Origin of the sequence: Roseixanthobacter glucoisosaccharinicivorans (assembly GCF_043195095.2) — a bacterium.
Classification (GTDB): Bacteria; Pseudomonadota; Alphaproteobacteria; order Rhizobiales; family Xanthobacteraceae; genus NCEH01.
The window spans coordinates 2,294,904-2,313,620 of sequence record NZ_CM195538.1 but is presented as its reverse complement, the minus strand read 5'-3'; the positions used below and the strand labels follow the sequence as shown (position 1 = coordinate 2,313,620).

Genomic DNA, 18,717 nt, shown 5'->3' with positions numbered 1-18,717 from the left:
ATTCTTGCGATACCAGCAAAGGCGATCCGGAAGGGTCGCCTTTTGCGTTTCGCAGCGGTCGGGTGTTGCGCCCTCCCGCAACCAACGATATCGGCGATTCCGAATTTTCGGGGTCGCCGGATCCATTCCGCAAGGATCGGGTGTTGCGTGTCCCCGCAACCATTTGGCACATATCATTACGGCCCTGTTCGGCATCTCCGAACAGGGCCGTAATGATTCCATACTGCTCGATGTCTCGCCCTTGCGGATCGTCGTTGGAATAAATCACCACCGTCTCGATGAGTTTTGAACGCCTGCGATCGTCTCGCCGCGATCCACCGGAGAGGCCTCGTTCATCTGATTCCGAAGATCCGCGACCATTGCTTGGTATTGGCTGACGACCTTCGGATGGAAATCGATCACGTCTGGCGGGGGCAAAGCGATCGCATTCAGCGAGGCCTTCTCGCTCGATAGAGCGTTCATCCGCTCCGGGAACGGAGATGGGTCCGAGACATCTGTGGAGCATGTCCAGGAGCCGGCCGCTCTCCTTCTCAATCTCGGCGAGCCCCGTTTTGCCTTGTTCTCCCTCTGGCGATCGGCGTCCACGCGAAGGCGCTTGCGCTCAGATATAGGCCCGCATGACATCGAGGCTCGGAAGATGAGCCACGTGTGACCTCGAGGCCCAGATTGAGGCTTTCGTCGAACATTACAATCACCAGCGCTACCACGAGAGTCTGAACAATGTGACGCCCGCCGACGCATACTTCGGAAGGGCACCAGCCATCATCGAACAGCCTGAAAGGATCAAGCGAAAGACCATTGAAAATCGGCGCTTGCAACACCGCAAGCTCGCTGCCTAACCTCACCCCCCAGACGAGGCCCGCACTCCGATAATTTACGCAGCGATCTGTGCCGAATGTTCTGACGACGGATAATTATGGGGAGCCGATGCCTGATATTTTGCTGACGGGCATGCCGCGTTCCGGCACGACGCTTGTGGTCGCTCTCTTGGGCCGCCAACCGGATACGATCGCTCTGGCAGAGCCGATTCAGCTAAACCCGCATGGGGACAGACACCGTGCGGTCGATGAAATCGCCGAATTCGTCGTGCAGACACGTGCTGCCGCAATCGCGAATAAACCAATTCCGACCAAGCATGTTGACGGTTATATTATTGACAATTGGGTTGAACCCCCTCGGCAGGACGGGCATCTGCGGAAAGTGCTTGAACAACGAAGCGAATTGTTATTCGACAAGCCGTTGAGCGATAATTTTACCCTTATTGTCAAGCATCCTGCTGAATTCACGGCATTGGCAGACCTCCTCGTGAAGCGTTTCACGCTTTACGCCATTGTGCGGGACCCCATGGCCGTCATGGCTGCCTGGCAGACGGTGAACATGCCGGTCAATCGAGGCCATATGCCAATGGCGGAAGCTTTTGCACCGGAACTCAAGAGACGACTTGCCGGCATCAAGGATAGGCTGGTGGGCCAGGCGACGCTGATTGAATGGCAATTACGAACCTATCTCACACTACCGGCCGGTCGAGTGCTGCGATATGAAGATATCACAGCGGAACCGTCTTCGGCTTTGGAGTGTTTTGGAACATCTGGCCTTATGCTGCCCAGCCTCGCGGCTTATGACCCGGTTGAGCGTTATACGGGGGTTGATTTCCATGCCTTGTACAGGGCACTCGAGCCGCTACTTGGACTAATTGTGCAATTTTATCCAAATTTCGAGCAAGAGTGGGCCTCCAGGCTTGGTTGAGGCTGATCGAGTAAACTCTGCATATATCAGTCTCTGAGCGGAGAAGAGTCGGCGTGGCGCAAACACCTACCGTCTATGTTATGGGGGGCTATATTCCTGCGGGCGGCACGCGAATGGCCTATGAAATTGGGCTTGTCGCGCACCATTTCCTTGGCTTACCCGTGAAAGTGGTCACTGTAGGCAAAGAGCGCGCCAAGGCTTCCGTCTTCGACTATCCGGTCCTCTTCGACACCGTCACCGCACGGGCTCTGCCGGACCTCGTCGCGCCGCATGACCTCTTGATCTGCAATCCGTCCTTCTCCGATGGCCGGATCGGTCTGACTCACCGGTGCCGGAAGTTGATGTATGTTCAGGGCTTCACGACCTTTTCGATATTGGACCGCTGGTTTGATCGTTACGTCGCCGTAAGCGGGTTCGTGCGTCATTTCCTCCAGCAAGTCTATGACGTATCAGCCGATGTCATCTCACCCTTCGTCACGCCGCCGACCCATCCGGTCATTCCGTGGCAGGAGCGGCGGGTGGATTCCATTCTCCTCTACGCGAAGGGGAATGGTGATCTGCATCGGCTTCTTCTGGACCGGTTGAAAACAGAGGTCGCAGGCATCAGCCCGCAGATTGCAGCAAGGGTCGACTGGGAGGGTTCGCTCCGTCAGGCAGGCGGCCTTGCGCAATCGGAGCTCTTCGCCGATTTGGCCAAAAGCCGCTATCTTCTAAGCCTCTCCGTCGGCGAAGGTTTTGGCCTGGTCCCGCTGGAAGCGATGGCCGCAGGAACCACGGTGCTTGGCTTCGATGGTTTCGGCGGGCGGGACTACATGCGGCCAAGCGAGAATTGTGCTGTCCGTCCCTATCCAAATATCGCAGACCTCGCCCGTGACCTTGTCACCGCCTTCGAGCGGCCTGCCTGGGCGGCGCAGCTTGCTGCTCGGGGGCAGGCGACCGCAGCAGACTATTCGAAGGCGCAGTTTCATTCAGCATGGCGGCCGGTCCTCGAAAGCATGATCTAGGTGTTTAGTCCCGGCATCTGGCGGATTGGAGCGATCATGTGCGTTGCGAAGTGATCGTGTCGCAGCGCAGGCCATGGGAGCGCAAGAGATCGACAATAATGTCGGTGCCTGAATTCCCGCTGATCAGCGCATCGAGAAGGGGAGCGAGGGCATGATGCGCTTTGATATGGCGGGCGACATTATGGCCGCATCCTGAAAGGATGAAGGCTCTGGCAGGATTTTGCGCATGATGCAGGATCAGTTCGGCATGACGGATGTCCGCTGGTTCGCGCTCGCCGCAGAAAATCGTATGCGTCACGCTCTTGGGATGGTTCCAGGTTTGCGGCAGGCAGGTCCTGAAGCGCCATTCGGCGATGGCGGAGATATACTCCGTCCAGCGCGTCTCGAAGGGGACCTCTTCGGGGTGAACGGAGAATTGCGGGCAGAAGGCGATCGAGCCAATGGCATTTGGAAGGAGAAGGGACAACAGGATGGCAGCGAAGCCGCCCATGCTGTTGCCAAGGGTGACGATCTGCCGGTCGGACTGACTGGCCGAAAAGGAATCGATGAGCGCCGGGTCGATCGAATTATACCAGCGCGCAGTGCTGTCTCGCATGAAAGCCACATGCCGCCTTCGCTGTTGAGCGGCCAGGCTGCTAGAAAATTCCTGGATCTCGATGCCGCCGAGTTCTGCTTGGATGCCTGCGCAGGCGAGGACCGTTTGTTGGCAGAGGGGATCTCCCGGTAAGATCCTTAGCCAATCGCCAGGATCCAGCTGGCTTGTCATCGTTGTTCTGGCCTTTGTCCGTCTGCCGACCCACCCTAAAGAGCATTCATGCAAAAGGAAACATGACGGCATGATGCACCTACCATAGCAATGCCAGCAGAGGTCGAGTCCGTTGAGGGATCGGGCGGCTGTTGTGGGTTGCGGACTCTCACGACAAGCTACCCAAGCACTATTGCGCCATTGCCAACTCCAGCTGAATGCGGGCGGATGGCTGAGCCGGTGTGCAACCCCGATCAAGGTCACGTCGGGAAGATTCTCTCGAATGCGACACCAGACCCGTTGTTGATTCTCGCTATCAAGCTGAGACGTCGCCTCATCGAGAACGAGCATCTTCGGCCGCGTGAGTATGGCGCGTGCGATGGCGAGGCGTTGCCGCTGTCCCCCGGACATTGGCGATCCCCTGCTCGCCAATGTCGGCATCCAGATCACAGGGCAAATCAAGCGATGTCAGAATCGCGACCGCCCGATCGCGATAGATGCGGTGCTGTGGAAACGGAAAGGCCAGATTGGCGGGCTGTTTGCGTTTGATCGAAATCGTAGGGATTTCCGCCAGGTCGCGGCCTAGGCCGACGAGGCGCCCGCCTTTCTGCCGGCGCAGGCCATCGTCCATGTGGGACTTCTGGCAACGCCGCCGTCGTCAGCCCATGCGCCGGCCTTCGGCATCAATCACCAACTCTCCGTCCTCCTTGGTGAACGGCCCTTTCTGAGGGGCCGGCAGGATGTCCAGGACCTGTTCCGACGGGCGGCACAGACGCACGCCGAGCGGCGTGAACACGAACGGCCGGTTGATGAGGAGGGGATGGGCCATCATGGCATCGAGTAGGGCGTCGTCGGTCAAGGCGGGATCGTCGAGGCCGAGCGCGTCATAGGGCGTGCCCTTGCGACGAAGCGCGGCGCGCACCGTGAGGCCCGCAGCCGCGATGGCAGCGGCCAGCTGGTCCCGCGTGGGCGGCGTTATCAGATATTCGAGGATCGTCGGCTCGATGCCCGCGTTGCGGATCATCGCAAGCGTGTTGCGTGATGTGCCGCACGCCGGATTGTGCCAGATGGTGACAGGGGGAGATACGCTCATCGTTCAGGCTCCAAGGATCGGATGATGGCGAGCGGAATCCTGGCGGACCCTCATTCGCCCCGCCGCCACCACGGCAGTGATGTCAGGTCCGGGGATGGGCGGGCGCGTCCTTCACCTTGATGGCGCCGGCCTCGTACCAATCCTTGGACCGGTTCACGATCCAGACCACCGAGAGCATCACCGGGACCTCGATGAGCACGCCCACCACCGTGGCCAGCGCCGCTCCCGATTTGAAGCCGAACAGGCTGATGGCCGCGGCGACCGCCAGCTCGAAGAAGTTCGAGGCTCCGATCAGGGCCGAGGGGCCAGCCACGCAATGGGCTTCCCCTGAGAGTCGATTCAGGAGATAGGCGAGCCCCGAGTTGAAATAGACCTGGATCAGGATCGGCACAGCCAGAAGTGCGATCACCAGGGGCTGGGCGAGGATCTGTTCCCCCTGGAAAGCGAACAGCAGCACGAGCGTGGCCAATAGCGCCACGAGGGAGGCCGGCTGGAGTACGCCGAGCAGGCGATCGAGCCCGGCCTGTCCACCGCGCGCCAGGATGCGCCCGCGCAGGAGCTGCGCGGCGATCACCGGCACGACGATATAGAGCACCACCGAAAGGAACAGCGTGTCCCAGGGCACGCTGATCGAGGAGAGCCCGAGAAGAAGGCCCACCACGGGCGCGAAAGCGAAGATCATGATGGCATCGTTCAGCGCCACCTGCGACAGGGTGAAGTGGGGCTCGCCCTTGGTCAGGTTCGACCAGACGAACACCATGGCCGTGCAGGGCGCCGCCGCCAGAAGAATGAGGCCGGCGATATAGCTGTCGATCTGCTCGGCGGGCAGATACGGCCGGAACAGGTGCGCGATGAACAGCCAGCCGAGGAAGGCCATGGAAAACGGCTTCACCGCCCAGTTCACCAGCAGCGTCACCGAAATGCCGCGCCAATGCCGACCAACCTGCCTCAGGGCGGCGAAGTCGATCCTGATCAGCATGGGCACGATCATCAGCCAGATGAGGACGGCGACCGGCAGATTGACCCGCGCCACCTCCAGCGCGCCGATGGCCTGGAATGCCGACGGCGCCAGCGCGCCAAGCGCGACTCCGGCGATGATGCACAGGAAGACCCAGAGCGTGAGATAGCGTTCAAATACGGACACGGCGCAGGATCTCCCAAGGCGGCGCTCCGCGGCCGATGGCGGCCGCAGCGCGGGCAAGGTCTGTTACGCGAAGGGGAGAGGTCACGCCGCCTGTCCCGAGAGCGTGAAATCGGTTGCGCCCTCCATTCGTCCGATCTCGGCGATCCGCTCCTTGAGCGATGCAAGGTCGAGCTGCTCGAACGGCAGGTTGACGAAGGCGGAGATGCGTCCAGCCAGACGGCGATAGGTGGCGAGGAAAGCTGCCTTCTGCTCCGCTTCGGTGCCCTTCACCAGAATTGGGTCGGGCAGGCCCCAATGCGCATGCAGTGGATGCCCGGGAAAGGTGGGGCAGGCTTCTCCCGCGGCGGCATCGCAGGTGGTGATGATGAAATCCATTTGTGGCGCGTCCGGCCCGGCAAAGCCGTCCCAGCTCTTGGAGGCCAGGCTGGCCGTGTCGTAGCCGAGCGAGTCGAGCAGATCGAGCGCCATGGGGTGCGGCTTGCGCTTCGGGCGGCTGCCGGCCGAATAGGCCCGGAAGCGGCCGCGCCCGTCACGGTTCAGCAAGGCCTCGGCAATGAGCGAACGCGCCGAGTTGGCCGAGCAGACCAGCAGCACATTATAAGCGCGATCATTCGCGGCATCGGGGCGCAGCTGGGGAAACGCGGCGGTCAGGGGCGTGCGTCGGGGCGCGACGGCGAAGCCCATCTCCGACATCAGCTGGCTCAATGCCGGGCCCGCTGCCGAAAGATCGACGGCATAGAGGATGGACCGGCCGTCCCGCCGGGTCGTGACGAGGCCCGCCCGTTCGAGGACCGCGAGATGCGTCGAGAGGGTATTGTGCGGCACCGCCAGCAGGCGCGCGATGTCGCCGGCCGGCAGGCCGTAGGGCACATAGCGGAGCAGGAGGCGCCAGGTCTCCAACCGCGTGACCTGCGACAACGCATCGAAGATCCGCGTCGCGTCTTCTGCCTTCAGCTTCGTCACGTCCATGGCTTCGCTCTGTTATGGCATCCAGGGCAGGACCGCCGCTCGCGGCCGGTCTCGCACGTACCCCTTTGCCCAACAGCTTGTATCCCAGACGGATTGTTATGTCGATAGATATCGACAGATGGAAATGGTGCCGTCGGGTGTGGGCCCCGGCGCTCGATGGGCGGCGTGTTTCGCCGCGCCAAGCCGCAGGAAAGGCCGGCGGACGAGATGTGCTAGCGCGCCCGCAAGCCTCGCCCACGGTCGCGCCCGACCCACCTAGTGGAGCGCTATGGCTTGGGCATCCTCCTTGTCGTGAAGCGCGAAGCGATCCACCAGGGTGGCGCTCGCCTCGTTCAGGCCAAGCACGCTCACCTGGGCGCCGGACTGCCGGAATTTCAGCACGGCCTTGTCGAGCGCGCCCACCGAGGTGATGTCCCAGAAGTGCGCGTGGGTCAGGTCAATCACCACTTCGGCCGGCTTCTCCTCGAAGTCGAAGCCGCGCAGAAACACCTCCGACGACGCGAAGAAGATCTGCCCCAGCACGGTATATGTCACCCGCCCGTCGGCTTGCCTCCGGGTCACGGACACCATCCGGGCCACCTTTCCGGCGAAGAAGACACCGGACAGGAGCACGCCAACCAGCACGCCTTTCGCAAGGTCGTGCGTGCCGACCACGGTCACCACCGTTGCCAGCATGACCACCGAGGACGGCACGGGATTACGGCGCAAATCGAGGATCGAGCGCCACGAGAAGGTCCCGATGGAGACCATGATCATCACCGCGACCAATGCCGCCATGGGGATGATGCGCACGAGGTCATCCAGCACCAGGATCAGGAACAGCAGGAACGCACCCGCGACGAAGGTTGAGAGCCGTCCGCGCCCACCGGAGCTGACGTTGATGACCGACTGGCCGATCATGGCGCATCCCCCCATGCCGCCGATCAAAGCGGACGCGATGTTGCTCGCCCCCTGGCCGAGGCATTCCCGGCTCTTGTTGCTCAAAGTGTCGGTCATATCGTCGACAATCTGGGCCGTCAGCAGCGATTCCAGAAGGCCGACGGCGGCAAGCGTGACCGAATAGGGAAAGATGATTTGCAAGGTCTCCAAGGTCAGCGGCACATCCGGCACCATGAAGGCCGGGAAGCTTGAGGGTAATTCACCAAGATCGCCCACCGTGCGCAGCTCCAGGCCCGACCACCATGCGAAGAGTGTGAGAACCGCAATGGCGACGAGGGGGGAGGGGACGGCCTTTGTCAGATACGGAAACAGATAGATGATGGCCAGACCAGCCGCGACCATGGCATAGGTTTGCAGCGGCACGCCGATCAATTCCGGCAGTTGCGCCATGAAGATCAGAATGGCGAGCGCATTGACGAAACCGGTGATTACCGAGCGTGAGATGAAGCGCATCAACCGCCCGACCTTCAGGAGACTCGCGGCAATCTGCAACAGCCCCATGAGGATCGTGGCGGCAAACAGATATTGCAGGCCGTGGTCGCGCACCAGGCTCACCATCACGACAGCCGTTGCCGCCGTGGCGGCGGAGATCATGCCGGGTCGTCCGCCGACACATGCGGAGACGCAGGCAATCGCGAAGGAGGCATAGAGCCCGACCTTCGGGTCCACTCCGGCAATGACGGAAAATCCGATGGCTTCGGGGATCAGCGCGAGGGCGACCACGATGCCGGCGAGAACGTCGCCGCGGGGGTTGGAAAACCATTCGCGAAAATAGGCTGTTTGCTTGGTCATGTGTGGAATTCCGCAATAGACGGCCGCGCCGCGCAAAGGCGGTTGGGGCAGTGCTGTCATATGCGTTGTCCGGCGGATCGGCGGCCGGAAGAGCCACCCGGGCTTGCACCGGGTCCAGATGAATGCGTCGACCTATACAGCCCTACGCCGCGTCGCACCATTGATTTTGTGCGCTGCTCCGATTTGCGGCCAAGGTGGAGATCCGCATCTCTGGGTTCGGGGGGAACCCGTTGCGCCGAAAGCTTGCAACCGTCTGCGGCGTGCGCGCGTGCGGTATGCTCTGTGTCGGCGCGCGACCGCATGGTTTTTCCGTGCGGCAGAAAGGGACGGGCAGCGCGTGTGCCGCCCGTCCTTTGTCGGTCAGGCGCTGCGATACAGCTTCGTCATGACGAACTCGCGGTGGCCGAGGGATTCGGCAGCCGTGAGCCGGCCATTTGCTGTGCGCACGATCATGTCGATCAATGCGTCGCCGGCCTGCGGGATCGTCATGTCACGCCGCAGGACGCCGGAGACGTCCACGTCGATATGCTCGCCCATGGTGCGGATGGTGCGCGGATTGCCGGAGATCTTGATCACCGGCACGATGGGATTGCCGATCACATTCCCCTGCCCGGTGGGGAAGGTGTGCACGACGTATCCGGCGGCGGCCATCAGGGTCACGCATTCGGCGGCCGCCGAGGACGTGTCCATGAAATAGAGGCCGGGACCCTTGGCGGGGGCCTCCGCGGGCTCGAGCGCATCAATATAGGTGCACTCGTGGCCAATCTTCTCCAAATTGCCGAGCGCCTTTTCCTCGATGGTGGTGAGGCCGCCGACAATATTGCCCTTGGTGGGCTGGCTGTCGGACAAATCATCGGTCTTGTGGGCTTCGATGACGTCGTCCTGATAGGCCTTCCACATCTTGTACCACTTGTCCGCAATCTCCGGCGAGGCAGCACGGTCCTTGCAGAGATGCTCGGCGCCGGTTATTTCGGAAGTCTCGCCGAACACGCCATAGATGCCGTGCGGGATCAGCTTGTCATACATGTTGCCCACGGTGGGGCAGGAGGAGAGGCCCGTGGTGGTGTCGGATTCCCCGCACTTGGTGGAGATCCAGAGGTCGGTGATGGGGCATTCCTCGCGTTGCAGCTCGGTGGCCCATTGCAGGAAGCGCTTGGCCTGGTAGCTGGCCTTGGCGATGGTCGCGATGTCGCCATGGCCTTCGATGCCGAAGCCCACGACCGGCTTGCCGGTCTTGGCGATACCCTCCACCACCCGGTTGGTCCACTGGTCCTCGATGCCGATGACGACGACGGCGGCAACATTGGGGTTGGAGCCGATGCCGATCAGGGTGCGGAAGTGGATCTCCAGATCCTCGCCGAACTGCAGGCGCCCGTAGGCGTGCGGCAGGGCGAGCGTTCCCTTCACAGTGTTCGCCACGGCCTCGCAGGCCGCGTTCGAAAGATCGTCGAGGGGCAGGATGACGACATGATTGCGCACCCCAACCCGGCCGTTCTCGCGCCGCCAGCCCATGACGGTGGCCTTAGCATAGTCGTTTGAGGCCCGATCGGCCGACAGGGCGGGGGTGACCAGCTGGTCGGGAGCGCTGCCGGCGAACGGATTGGTGGGGCTTTCGCCGTTGATCGTGATGTTCTCGGACATGTTCTGCCTCACCAACGCTTCGTCTTGGCATTATGAACGTGGACGTGCTCGCCCTTGGCGATGTCGGCGACGATGCGGCCGACGTCCTGCCCATACTTGATCAATGTATCGCCGGTCTTCAGGTCCACGAGCGCCACTTTGTGGCCGATCGGGATGTCGCTCTTCACGAACACCTCGAAGGTGGAATTGTCTTCCGTGATGACGCCGAAGGCTTGCGTATTGGCGCCGAGACCCTCGACCACCGCGACCGCCACATTGTCCTTGGGGCTGTGGGCGAGGACGTGCGGGATGCCGTCGCCATTGCCTCGCGTTTCTTGATCTGCGCTCATTTTCTTGAGGTCCTCCTATGCCGGCCGAGGGTCCAGGGCTCGCCCTGCGTTCCCATGTCTTTTATAAGACATAAGATATGATAAAAGGTCAATTGCCTTTGTGCGGAGAGGCCGCCGACGGGCGGCCGCCGGGCTTGAAAATCAGTTTCCGGCCTTGTCGTGCATGTTGGCGAAGAACAGCTCTTTCCAGCTGTCCGCGCGACGGCGGATCGCCTTGGTGCGCGCCATGAAGTCGATATATTTCTGGATGCTCTGTGGCGTCGTGGTGAAGGTGACCTGCGGATCCGTGAGGATCTGTTGAATAAGCGCGAGGTCGCTCGAATCCTTGGTGAGCCGCACATAGGTGGCGGCAGCGGCGGGCTTGTCGGCGTTTATGATGCCGATCGCCTTCTCCAGCGCCGCTGTGAAAGCCGCGTAGATCTTCGGATTCTGTTCGACGAAGGTGGAGGAGGCCCAAACCACATTGAAGGTGGAGGGGCCGCCGAGGATATCGAATGTATTCAGCACGGTGTGCACGCCCGGCCGTTTCAGTTCCAGTTCCTGAATCGGGGCGGCGGTGAAGTGGGCCGTCACCTGGCCCGCCAGCATGGCGGCCATGCCGTCGGGGTGGGACAGGGTGACGGTGAGCTTGTCGAGATCGTTGCGATGGGCCTCGCCCAATTCCTTTTCCGCGGCCATCTGCAGGAACATGGCCTGAACCGAAACCTTGACCGCCGGCAGGGCGATCTTGTCGGCATCGGTGAAGTCCCGCAGCGATTTGATGTTGGGATTGGTGGTGTTCATCAGCAGCGGCATGGAATTCATGGCTGCGACGCCCTTGACCTGCATCGCGGTGCCCTCGGTCTTCGACCACAGCAGCACCAAAGGCGGCACGCCGCCGGCCGCGAACTGGATTGCGCCGGAAAGCAGGGCGTCGTTCATGGCAGCGCCGCCGGCGAGCGTCGAATACCCCACCTTGAGGTCGGGAATGCCGCGCGCGGCGGCCTCCTTTTCCACCAGCTTCTGGTCCTGCATGATCATCAGTGGCAGATGGCCGAGGCTCGGCTGCCGCGCGATGTGAATTTCCGTCATCTCCGCCGATGCTGCGCCCATGCCTGCCAGCACGATTGCGGCGGCTAAAATCCCTCTTGTCCCGAACATGCGTGTCACTCCCCTTGCTTCTTGGTCTTGATGGGTACGTGCGCGCGGCGGACCGGGCGCCTATCCGGGCGCAGGGCGGCGGATGACGGGCGCGGGCACGCTTTCGATCATCACATTGATGCAGGCGGGCCTCCCGCTCGCATGGGCCCGCTCCAGCGCATCGGGCAAGTCGTCGGCATGGGTCACGCAGGCGCCGAACCCGCCGAGTGCGGCGGCCACCTGGTCATATCGCGTCGGCAGCAGGTCGCAGTGGCGCGCACGCTCGGCACCGAAGCTGCGAAGCTGGATCTGATGCTCGGCGTTCCAGCGTGCATCGTTTCCGACCACAGCGATGATCGGCAGGCCGTAGCGCACGGCGGTGTCGAACTCCGCCATGTGGAAGCCAAACGTTCCATCCCCCAGGATCGCCACCACCGGCGCCTGCGGGCTCAATGCCTTGGTGGCGATGGCGAACGGAATGGAAACGCCGATCGTACCGGAGACCCCGTTAACCAGCCGCCGCTCGGCCTTGATCAGGGCCTGTGGCCATTGGCCGATCTCGCCACCGTCGCAGATCAGCGTGCCGCCGGGATGCCGGTCCAGAAAGGCGCCGACCGCGCGGCACAAGTCCACAGGGTGCACGCGGCCCGGCACGCCGGTGGCGCCGTTCCAATCCGGCGGAATGTAGCCCAGCGCCTCCCGCACCTCGGCGAGCCAGGATCCTTCCCGTTCCGCGCCGGCGAGCGCCGAGCCGAGGTCGGCCAAGGTGGGACGCGGGTCGGCGATGCCGGAGGCCAGCAGGCGCGGCCCCTTGTCCCGCGCGGCCCGGGCGATCAGTTCGGCATCGGGATCAAGGACGATGAAATTGCAGCGCTCCGACACGGCCGGCGCATCGCCGAATTTCAGGGTGAAATCGAGTGCCTTGCCGACCAGGGCGATGACGTCGGCCTTGGCGAGAATCTCGGCAAAACTGCCAAGGCTTGGATCGTTGATGCCGCGCGGGCTTTCCATGCCGATCACGGGAATGCCGGTGGCCGTCTCGAGCGCCAGCATGGCGGCCCGGCCGGAGACGTCGCACAGTGCGGGGCCGCACAGGATCAACGGCCGCTCCGCACCGCGCAGCAGATCGGCGGCCTTCGCGAGCACCGCAGGCTCGGCATGACGTGCAGGAATGGACCCGGGGGAGGGCGGTGTGAAGCTCGTCGCGGTCACGCTTGCTTCCAGCAGGTCGACCGGCAGGCTGAGGTGTACCGGCCCCGGCCGTCCTTCCCGCGCGATGCGCACGGCGCGGGCGAGATCGTCCGCGAGGCCCGCGGTGCTGGCGGCGGTCCAGGAGGCCTTGGTCATGGGACGGGCGATGTCGGCCTGCGCCATTTCCTGAAACGCGCCACGGCCGAGTTCCTTCAGTCCGGCATGGCCCGACAGCAGGAGAACCGGGGATTCCGCACCGAGCGCGGTGAACAAGGCCGCCGCACCGTTCGAATGGCCCTGACCACCGGTCACCAGGGCGACGCCCACCTCGCCCGTCAGGCGGCCCCAGGCGTCGGCCATATGCACGCAGGCCGCTTCCTGGCGCACGTGGATGATCTCGATCCGCGTGGAGAGAAGCGCGTCGAACACGGGCATGATATGATTGCCCGACAAGGTGAAGATGCGCGTGACGCCGAGGCCTTCGAGCGTCCTGGCGACGATGTCTGCCCCGCGAAGCGTGGTCATCTGGTGTTCCCGCAATGGAGGGTCGCGCGAAATTTGGCTTATGCCGCTTCGTCGAGCAGGGATTGGCCCGGCCGCACGCGTGTGAAGGCGACCGGCTCGGTGGTGATGGCAAGATCTTCGCCGTCGCGTCGCACCTTCGTGTAGCGCGAGGTCGCAAGGTCGGAGGTCTCGGGAAAATCCTCGCGGAAGTGCGCGCCGCGACTGTCGGTGCGGGCGAGCGCCGCGGCGCAGATGGCCTGGCTGACCGCCACAAGGTTTTCCAGGTTCAGCCGGTCCATCCAGGTGAGATTGTAGCGCCGCTCGCTGTCCGGCGCGCCGCAGCGTGCGACCGCAGCCGCGAGGTCCGCGAGGGCGGAACCCGCCCGCCCCAGGCCTTCGGCCGTGCGCAGGATGCCCACGTCGTTCCACATGGTGTCGTACAGCGCGGCGCGGATCGCCGGCAGGTCGCGCGAAGGCCGCCCCAGCGGTCCGAAGGCGCGCTCCAGGCTGCGGGCCACCGCCGCGCTGTCCGGATCGGCGAGCGCGCTGCCGCGCACCACGGCGCGGGCCATGGCCTGTCCGGCGAGCCCTCCGAAAACGGTGGAATTGGCGACGCCGTTTCCACCCAATCGGTTGGCGCCGTGCACGCCGCCGGTGTCCTCGCCGGCGGCATAGAGGCGCGGCATTTCGGTGCGGCAATCGCCGGCGAACTCCACGCCGCCCATCATGTAATGGGCGGTGGGGATCACCTCCACCCGGCCGCCGGCGAGATCGAAGCCGCAATCTGCGCAGCGCTCCACCATGCCTTTGAAATTCTTCGCGACTTGCGCCGGGCCGAGATGGCTCATCTGAATGTGGACGCCGCCATTCTGGGTCGCATAGCCATCGCGGATGCGACGGATGATGGAGCGGCTCACTACGTCGCGCGTCGCACGCTCGCCGCGCGGGTCGTAGAGGTGCATGAAGCGCTCGCCGGTGGAATCCAGCAGCCAGCCGCCCGCTCCACGCAGCCCCTCTTCCAGCACCGTGCCGGTCATGCGCGTGTCCTCGCCCGCCAGCAGGCCGGTGGGGTGGAACTGCACCATCTCCATGTCGCGCAGCGGAAGACCCGCGCGCAGGGCCATGGCGAGGCCGTCGCAGGTCTTGTCGCCCGAAGGGGTGTGATATTTGTACATGGTCGGCCCGCCGCCGGTGGCGAGCAGCGTCGCCCGCGCCCGCACGAACACGGGTTCGCCGGTGCGCATGTCCAGCATGACGACGCCAGCCAGGCCCGAGCCGTCGGCGGCCGGGATCAGGTCCAGCGCCCGGTGATCTTCCAGCCGCCGCACGTCCCGCCGCCACACTTGCTCCGACAGGCGGTTGATGATCTCGATGCCGGTCAGATCACCCTTGTGCACCGTGCGGTCGAAGGTCTGTCCCGCGAAGGCCTTCTGGTGGACGCTGCCGTCCGGATTGCGGTCGAAGAAGCAGCCGAGCTCATTCTCAAGCTCTCGGATGCGCACCTGCGCTTCCGTGACGAGGGTCCAGGCCAGATCCTGATTGTTGAGCCACTTGCCGCCTTCGATGGTATCCATGAAATGGCGTTCGACGGAATCGCCGGGGGCGAGGGCGACATTGTAGCCGCCCTGCACCATGCGGGTGCAGCCGCATTTGCCGAGCAGGCCCTTCACCGCCACCGTCACCTCGAGGTCGGGGGCGATTTTCTTGGCATGAAGGGCGGCGAACAGGCCGGCACCGCCCGCGCCGAGAATGAGAATGTCGGTTTCCACCATGCGCAGGGAAGGGGTCATTCGCTGGCTCCGATGCTGGCGAGCACCGCGTCGCGGCGGGCGGCGACCGCATCCTGCACATCGGCGAACAGCGAGCCGCCGTGGGAATCCATGCCCACCAGCAGCGGGCCGAAATCGCGGATGCGGAAGCGCCACAGGCTTTCGGGATGCAGGTCGTCCATGTCCACGTCCTCGATCTGCTCGATCCAGGTGGTTTCGAGCGCGGCGGCGCCACCGACGATGGCGAGATAGGCGCCGCCCAACTCGCGGAACGCGTCCAGCGTCGCCGGCCCCATGCCGCCCTTGCCGATGATCAGGCGCACGCCTTCGCGCTCCATGAGCGGCTTGGTGAACCGCTCCATGCGCATGGAGGTGGTGGTGCCGATGCAGAACGGCGTGTAGCCCGCCGGCGCCTCCGCCGAGACCGGAACCTTATGCACGTTGGGCGCAGTGTGAATGACCGCATGGCCGTTGAGATCCATGCGGGTGCGGCGTCCACGGTCGAACATATGGATCAAGGTCGCGTCGCGGATGCCATACAGCGTGCGCCGCAAGGTGACCGTGTCGCCGATCTTGAGGCTGCGCGCCGTATCGGCGTCGATCGGCATGTCGAGGACATGATGGGTCATGGGGCGATCCTCAGCTGAAGGCGATGCCGCCGGGTGTCACGGTCGCCAGGGCGCGGCGCGCCGAATGGCATTGGATGTTCACGGCCACGGGGTTCTGCGTGATGTGGGTCGCGGCCACTTCCACATGCACGGCGAAGCTGGTGGAGCGTCCGCCGAGGCCCTGCGGCCCGATGCCCAATTCGTTCACGGCCTGCGACAGCTCCGCCTCGATCTTCGCGCCTTCGGGATCCGAGCACACCGTCCGCAGCGGCCGCGTGGCGGCGATCTTGGCGAGGTGCATGCACAGGTCCGAGGTGCCGCCGAGCCCGACTCCGACGATGGTGGGCGGGCAGACGCGGCCGCCCAGTTCCACCACCCGGTCGATGACGAAGCGCTTCGCCGCCTTGATGCCGTCGGAGGGCAGCAGCATCTTGAGGAACGACCCATTCTCCGAGCCCGAGCCCTTGGGGATCATCTCGATGCCCACGGTCTCCTCGCGGGTGTCGAAATCCACGTGGATGATGGGCACGCGGATGCCGCAGGAGGTCTGATCGTTCTTCCGCGTGATGGGATGGACCACCGAGGAGCGCAGCGAATTTTCCTTCGTCGCCCGCTCGCAGCCGCGGCGGATCGCTGCCTTCAACTCGGCTCCGTCGAAGGTGACGTTTCTGCCGATGGTGACGTTGTAGATGGGAATGCCAGTGTCCTGGCAGAGGATGTTCTTGGTGCGCTCGGCGACCGCGATATTCTCCACCATGGTGCCGAGGATGGTCTTGCCGGTGGCGTCGGTCTCGCTCTGCACGAGGGCCTTGAAGCCGGCCTTGATGTCCGGCGGCAGGATCTTGAGCGCCTGCACGTACAATGCCGCGCAGACCGCCTCGACCTCTCTCATGTCCAGGTCCATGGGATCACTCCTAAATCAGAAAAAGCACGCCGGACGCGAGGATCATCGCGGCCAGCATCTGCTTGAAGCGCACCTCGTCGAGATGCCCGTAGATGCGCAGTCCCACAAAGGCGCCGATGCACAGCGGTGGAAGCGCGAGCAGGAAGAGAACGAGCCCGTCCTGATCGATGGCGAAGGCCCCCACCAGCGTGAGCGTGAGCACGTGGGCAAACAGGATGAAGGGTTGGTAGACCCCTCGCGCCACGGGCTTCGGCCAGCCGCGCAATTGGGTCCAGATGGTCGGCAGGACGCCGGAATAGCCGCCGAGCCCACCCAATATGCCGCCGAAAAAGCCGACCACCGCATCCGCCGCCCGGCCGCCGCCCGAGACGTGGGGCAGGCGCGGGGCGAGCAAGGCGTAGAGCCCGTAAAGCGCCATACCGATTCCAAGCGCGAGCTTGAGGGAGGACGGCTCCACCCGCGTCAGCATCACGACCCCAATGGGAACGCCGATGAGCGCGCCTGCCAGGAACGGCGTGAGGCGCACGCCGTCGATGGATCGGCGGATCGGCCAGACCAGGGTGATGTGAAGCAGCGTGCCGCAGGCAACGATCAGCGCGGTGGTCTGAATGGGATCAAGGGCATGCAGCCAAATCGCGGAGGCCGCAATCGCGAAGGCAAAGCCCGCGCCGCCGGCCGCGAGCGCCCCGATGAACGCGCCGGCCCACAGCACGGAAAGGGTGGCGAGGGGCACGCCGAACATCATCGTCATGCCCCGCTCAGGAGAAAGGCGAGGCCGACCGCGACCGCAACGGCGCAGCACGCGCCGACAAGCGCGCCGGTGCGGGTGCGCAGGGACAGAAATTCGATGGCTAGCACCCGCAGCCCGAGCGCCATGTGCAGCGCGAGCGCGCTCACCATGCCCCATTCAGCCACACGCACCGGCCAGTAATGGGTGATCTGGAGAAAGGATTCCAGCTTGTCCGCTCCCCCGAGAGCGGTGCCGAGCGCAATGAAATGCATCGGCAGGAAAACCGCCAGCGCGACGCCGGAGGCGCGGTGAAGGATGGCGGCGAGGAAGCCGGGCTTGCGCCGCGAGGCGCGCAGATGCGTGTGGGCGATGCTCATGGCCGGTAGACCGCGAACGCCGCCCGCAGGCCGAGCACGAGGATCATGAGGCCGAACGCGACCATGGCGAGATCAAGGGAGCGCCCGCGCCAGGCGGTCCATTCGCGCAGAACGCTGCGCAGGCCGATGGGCGCGTGGATGGACGCGGCCACGACGAACAGCGCGTAGAAGGCCAGGAACCAGCGATTGCCGTTCGTGCGGGCGAGAATCTCGCCGGCCGTCAATCCGCCGCGCACGGCATAGATCATGGTGGCCAGATGCACGCTGACGGCCACCGCGAGGACAAGGGCCGTCGCGCGCTGAGCAAGATAGAGCATGGGTGTCATCGTCCGCCCCTCCAGATACGCTTGGCGGTGGCGCGCTTCAGTCCGGCGATGGAGAAGGTCGGCGCCAGGGCCTTCGGGCAGAATTCGGTGCAACTCATGTGGCTGTGGCAGGAATGGCAGCCGGCATCGCCCGACACTGCGGCGAGCCGGGCCTCCTGGCCCTGGTCGCGGACGTCATTCACCAGGGTCCAGGCGCGATTGAGGGCGGCCGGGCCGAGATAGTCCGGGTTCCACGACACCACATCGCACGCGGAATAGCAGACCCCGCAATTGATGCATTCTATGCCGGCATCCGCCTCCTGCCGCTCCGGCGCGCTGGGCGCCACGGGCGCGAAGTCCGCCGCCGGCTGCGCGCCGGGCTCGAAATAGCCGTGGGCCTGGGTCCATTTCTGGAAGAACGGCTCCATCTCGACGGCCAAATCCTTGACCACCGGCAGGTTGCGCAGGGGCTCCAGGGTGAGCAGGCCGTCTTCCTCGACCTGCGCGACGCGTGTTCGACAGGTCCAGCGCGGACGCCCGTTCACGACCATGGCGCAGGAGCCGCACATGCCGACCCGGCAGGCGAAGCGATAGGCGAGGGTGGGATCCTGCTCGCGCTGGATCTCGGTGACGACATCGAGCACCGTCTGGTTTGCGCGACGGGGCGTGGCGAAATCTTGGAATCCGCCCGCCTCGGCCCCGCGCCAGACGCGTACCGTCAGGTCCCCGCTGCCGGAGACGGCGGTTTCGGTGGAGGTTCGAGTGTTCATCTGTCTTCTTCGGTTGGAATGAGGGCCGCCGCGCGCGG

20 protein-coding genes, 1 pseudogene and 1 other annotated feature are annotated in these 18,717 nt (G+C 64.2%); of the genes and pseudogenes, 3 read left to right on the top strand and 18 right to left on the bottom strand.

Translation table 11 applies throughout. From position 1 onward, the window contains the following. Positions 1 to 264 precede the first annotated feature (264 nt). Positions 265 to 462 (bottom strand): hypothetical protein, encoded by a 198-nt coding sequence (locus V5F78_RS10435; protein WP_509276774.1) that lies wholly within the window; start codon positions 460 to 462, stop codon positions 265 to 267. A gap of 188 nt (positions 463 to 650) precedes the next feature. Here V5F78_RS10435 and V5F78_RS10430 point away from each other — a divergent pair. The 3 genes and pseudogenes from V5F78_RS10430 to V5F78_RS10420 form a co-directional block, all read left to right on the top strand. Then, positions 651 to 839: pseudogene (locus tag V5F78_RS10430) on the top strand (integrase core domain-containing protein); the annotation flags it as partial. Positions 840 to 927: 88 nt separating this feature from the next. Beyond that, positions 928 to 1,746 carry a sulfotransferase gene (locus V5F78_RS10425; protein WP_394068323.1) on the top strand — a complete coding sequence of 273 codons (819 nt, stop codon included), beginning with the start codon at positions 928 to 930 and terminating at the stop codon, positions 1,744 to 1,746. 113 nt (positions 1,747 to 1,859) lie between these two features. Next, positions 1,860 to 2,750, top strand: coding sequence for a glycosyltransferase (locus V5F78_RS10420; protein ID WP_394068325.1), 891 nt, complete (start codon positions 1,860 to 1,862; stop codon positions 2,748 to 2,750). 34 nt (positions 2,751 to 2,784) lie between these two features. Here the strand turns inward: V5F78_RS10420 and V5F78_RS10415 are convergent, their stop codons facing one another. The 17 genes from V5F78_RS10415 to V5F78_RS10335 form a co-directional block, all read right to left on the bottom strand. Next, entirely contained in the window at positions 2,785 to 3,906 is a 1,122-nt protein-coding gene (locus V5F78_RS10415) for an ATP-binding cassette domain-containing protein (protein WP_509276772.1), read from the bottom strand. Next, positions 3,830 to 4,126, bottom strand: coding sequence for a hypothetical protein (locus tag V5F78_RS10410; RefSeq protein WP_394068326.1), 297 nt, complete (start codon positions 4,124 to 4,126; stop codon positions 3,830 to 3,832). Before V5F78_RS10410 ends, V5F78_RS10415 begins: the two co-directional genes overlap by 77 nt. A 27-nt stretch (positions 4,127 to 4,153) precedes the next feature. Further along, a complete protein-coding gene (gene arsC, locus V5F78_RS10405) occupies positions 4,154 to 4,588 on the bottom strand; it encodes an arsenate reductase (glutaredoxin) (RefSeq protein WP_394068328.1) in 435 nt (144 codons plus the stop codon). An 82-nt stretch (positions 4,589 to 4,670) separates the two neighbouring features. Then, positions 4,671 to 5,732: an ACR3 family arsenite efflux transporter gene (arsB, locus tag V5F78_RS10400; RefSeq protein WP_394068330.1), complete on the bottom strand. Its 1,062-nt coding sequence runs from the start codon at positions 5,730 to 5,732 to the stop codon at positions 4,671 to 4,673. Positions 5,733 to 5,813: 81 nt separating this feature from the next. After that, positions 5,814 to 6,701 (bottom strand): metalloregulator ArsR/SmtB family transcription factor, encoded by an 888-nt coding sequence (locus V5F78_RS10395; protein ID WP_394068332.1) that lies wholly within the window; start codon positions 6,699 to 6,701, stop codon positions 5,814 to 5,816. A gap of 255 nt (positions 6,702 to 6,956) precedes the next feature. Further along, complete coding sequence (locus V5F78_RS10390; protein WP_394068334.1) at positions 6,957 to 8,432, bottom strand: SulP family inorganic anion transporter; 1,476 nt, start codon at positions 8,430 to 8,432, stop codon at positions 6,957 to 6,959. Positions 8,433 to 8,495: 63 nt separating this feature from the next. Next, positions 8,496 to 8,551, bottom strand: a sequence feature (sul1 is cis-regulatory element that is thought to sense ions involved in sulfur or methionine metabolism; They are found in Alphaproteobacteria). Between the two features lie 241 nt (positions 8,552 to 8,792). Continuing rightward, complete coding sequence (locus V5F78_RS10385) at positions 8,793 to 10,073, bottom strand: UxaA family hydrolase (RefSeq protein ID WP_394068336.1); 1,281 nt, start codon at positions 10,071 to 10,073, stop codon at positions 8,793 to 8,795. Between the two features lie 8 nt (positions 10,074 to 10,081). Then, the gene (locus tag V5F78_RS10380; RefSeq protein ID WP_394068338.1) at positions 10,082 to 10,402 is read right to left on the bottom strand and encodes a UxaA family hydrolase; all 321 of its coding nucleotides are present in this window, start codon (positions 10,400 to 10,402) and stop codon (positions 10,082 to 10,084) included. 141 nt (positions 10,403 to 10,543) lie between these two features. Beyond that, the gene (locus tag V5F78_RS10375) at positions 10,544 to 11,473 is read right to left on the bottom strand and encodes an ABC transporter substrate-binding protein (protein WP_509276769.1); all 930 of its coding nucleotides are present in this window, start codon (positions 11,471 to 11,473) and stop codon (positions 10,544 to 10,546) included. Positions 11,474 to 11,602: 129 nt separating this feature from the next. Continuing rightward, a complete protein-coding gene (locus tag V5F78_RS10370) occupies positions 11,603 to 13,237 on the bottom strand; it encodes a thiamine pyrophosphate-binding protein (protein ID WP_394068342.1) in 1,635 nt (544 codons plus the stop codon). 38 nt (positions 13,238 to 13,275) lie between these two features. Further along, the gene (locus V5F78_RS10365) at positions 13,276 to 15,006 is read right to left on the bottom strand and encodes an L-aspartate oxidase (protein WP_394068344.1); all 1,731 of its coding nucleotides are present in this window, start codon (positions 15,004 to 15,006) and stop codon (positions 13,276 to 13,278) included. Further along, entirely contained in the window at positions 15,003 to 15,614 is a 612-nt protein-coding gene (locus tag V5F78_RS10360) for a fumarate hydratase C-terminal domain-containing protein (RefSeq protein ID WP_394068346.1), read from the bottom strand. The genes V5F78_RS10365 and V5F78_RS10360 overlap by 4 nt, the downstream gene beginning before the upstream one ends. 10 nt (positions 15,615 to 15,624) lie before the next feature. Then, positions 15,625 to 16,497 carry a fumarate hydratase gene (locus V5F78_RS10355; protein WP_394068348.1) on the bottom strand — a complete coding sequence of 291 codons (873 nt, stop codon included), beginning with the start codon at positions 16,495 to 16,497 and terminating at the stop codon, positions 15,625 to 15,627. 10 nt (positions 16,498 to 16,507) lie between these two features. Further along, a complete protein-coding gene (locus tag V5F78_RS10350) occupies positions 16,508 to 17,248 on the bottom strand; it encodes a sulfite exporter TauE/SafE family protein (protein WP_394068349.1) in 741 nt (246 codons plus the stop codon). Then, positions 17,245 to 17,604, bottom strand: coding sequence for a succinate dehydrogenase, cytochrome b556 subunit (gene sdhC, locus V5F78_RS10345; protein WP_394068350.1), 360 nt, complete (start codon positions 17,602 to 17,604; stop codon positions 17,245 to 17,247). Before sdhC ends, V5F78_RS10350 begins: the two co-directional genes overlap by 4 nt. Further along, positions 17,601 to 17,921: a succinate dehydrogenase/fumarate reductase transmembrane subunit gene (locus V5F78_RS10340; RefSeq protein ID WP_509276765.1), complete on the bottom strand. Its 321-nt coding sequence runs from the start codon at positions 17,919 to 17,921 to the stop codon at positions 17,601 to 17,603. The genes sdhC and V5F78_RS10340 overlap by 4 nt, the downstream gene beginning before the upstream one ends. A 5-nt stretch (positions 17,922 to 17,926) precedes the next feature. Next, the gene (locus tag V5F78_RS10335; protein WP_394068354.1) at positions 17,927 to 18,679 is read right to left on the bottom strand and encodes a succinate dehydrogenase/fumarate reductase iron-sulfur subunit; all 753 of its coding nucleotides are present in this window, start codon (positions 18,677 to 18,679) and stop codon (positions 17,927 to 17,929) included. Between the last annotated feature and the right edge of the window lie 38 nt (positions 18,680 to 18,717).

What these genes read in the sequence shown, in the direction of transcription:
- V5F78_RS10435 (WP_509276774.1), bottom strand. Translation starts at nt 462, where the DNA reads ATGAACGCTCTATCGAGCGAGAAGGCCTCGCTGAATGCGATCGCTTTG.
- V5F78_RS10425 (WP_394068323.1), top strand. Translation starts at nt 928, where the DNA reads ATGCCTGATATTTTGCTGACGGGCATGCCGCGTTCCGGCACGACGCTT.
- V5F78_RS10420 (WP_394068325.1), top strand. Translation starts at nt 1,860, where the DNA reads ATGGCCTATGAAATTGGGCTTGTCGCGCACCATTTCCTTGGCTTACCC.
- V5F78_RS10415 (WP_509276772.1), bottom strand. Translation starts at nt 3,906, where the DNA reads ATGTCCGGGGGACAGCGGCAACGCCTCGCCATCGCACGCGCCATACTC.
- V5F78_RS10410 (WP_394068326.1), bottom strand. Translation starts at nt 4,126, where the DNA reads ATGGACGATGGCCTGCGCCGGCAGAAAGGCGGGCGCCTCGTCGGCCTA.
- arsC (WP_394068328.1), bottom strand. Translation starts at nt 4,588, where the DNA reads ATGAGCGTATCTCCCCCTGTCACCATCTGGCACAATCCGGCGTGCGGC.
- V5F78_RS10395 (WP_394068332.1), bottom strand. Translation starts at nt 6,701, where the DNA reads ATGGACGTGACGAAGCTGAAGGCAGAAGACGCGACGCGGATCTTCGAT.
- V5F78_RS10390 (WP_394068334.1), bottom strand. Translation starts at nt 8,432, where the DNA reads ATGACCAAGCAAACAGCCTATTTTCGCGAATGGTTTTCCAACCCCCGC.
- V5F78_RS10385 (WP_394068336.1), bottom strand. Translation starts at nt 10,073, where the DNA reads ATGTCCGAGAACATCACGATCAACGGCGAAAGCCCCACCAATCCGTTC.
- V5F78_RS10380 (WP_394068338.1), bottom strand. Translation starts at nt 10,402, where the DNA reads ATGAGCGCAGATCAAGAAACGCGAGGCAATGGCGACGGCATCCCGCAC.
- V5F78_RS10375 (WP_509276769.1), bottom strand. Translation starts at nt 11,473, where the DNA reads ATGACGGAAATTCACATCGCGCGGCAGCCGAGCCTCGGCCATCTGCCA.
- V5F78_RS10370 (WP_394068342.1), bottom strand. Translation starts at nt 13,237, where the DNA reads ATGACCACGCTTCGCGGGGCAGACATCGTCGCCAGGACGCTCGAAGGC.
- V5F78_RS10365 (WP_394068344.1), bottom strand. Translation starts at nt 15,006, where the DNA reads ATGACCCCTTCCCTGCGCATGGTGGAAACCGACATTCTCATTCTCGGC.
- V5F78_RS10360 (WP_394068346.1), bottom strand. Translation starts at nt 15,614, where the DNA reads ATGACCCATCATGTCCTCGACATGCCGATCGACGCCGATACGGCGCGC.
- V5F78_RS10355 (WP_394068348.1), bottom strand. Translation starts at nt 16,497, where the DNA reads ATGGACCTGGACATGAGAGAGGTCGAGGCGGTCTGCGCGGCATTGTAC.
- V5F78_RS10350 (WP_394068349.1), bottom strand. Translation starts at nt 17,248, where the DNA reads ATGACGATGATGTTCGGCGTGCCCCTCGCCACCCTTTCCGTGCTGTGG.
- sdhC (WP_394068350.1), bottom strand. Translation starts at nt 17,604, where the DNA reads ATGAGCATCGCCCACACGCATCTGCGCGCCTCGCGGCGCAAGCCCGGC.
- V5F78_RS10340 (WP_509276765.1), bottom strand. Translation starts at nt 17,921, where the DNA reads ATGCTCTATCTTGCTCAGCGCGCGACGGCCCTTGTCCTCGCGGTGGCC.
- V5F78_RS10335 (WP_394068354.1), bottom strand. Translation starts at nt 18,679, where the DNA reads ATGAACACTCGAACCTCCACCGAAACCGCCGTCTCCGGCAGCGGGGAC.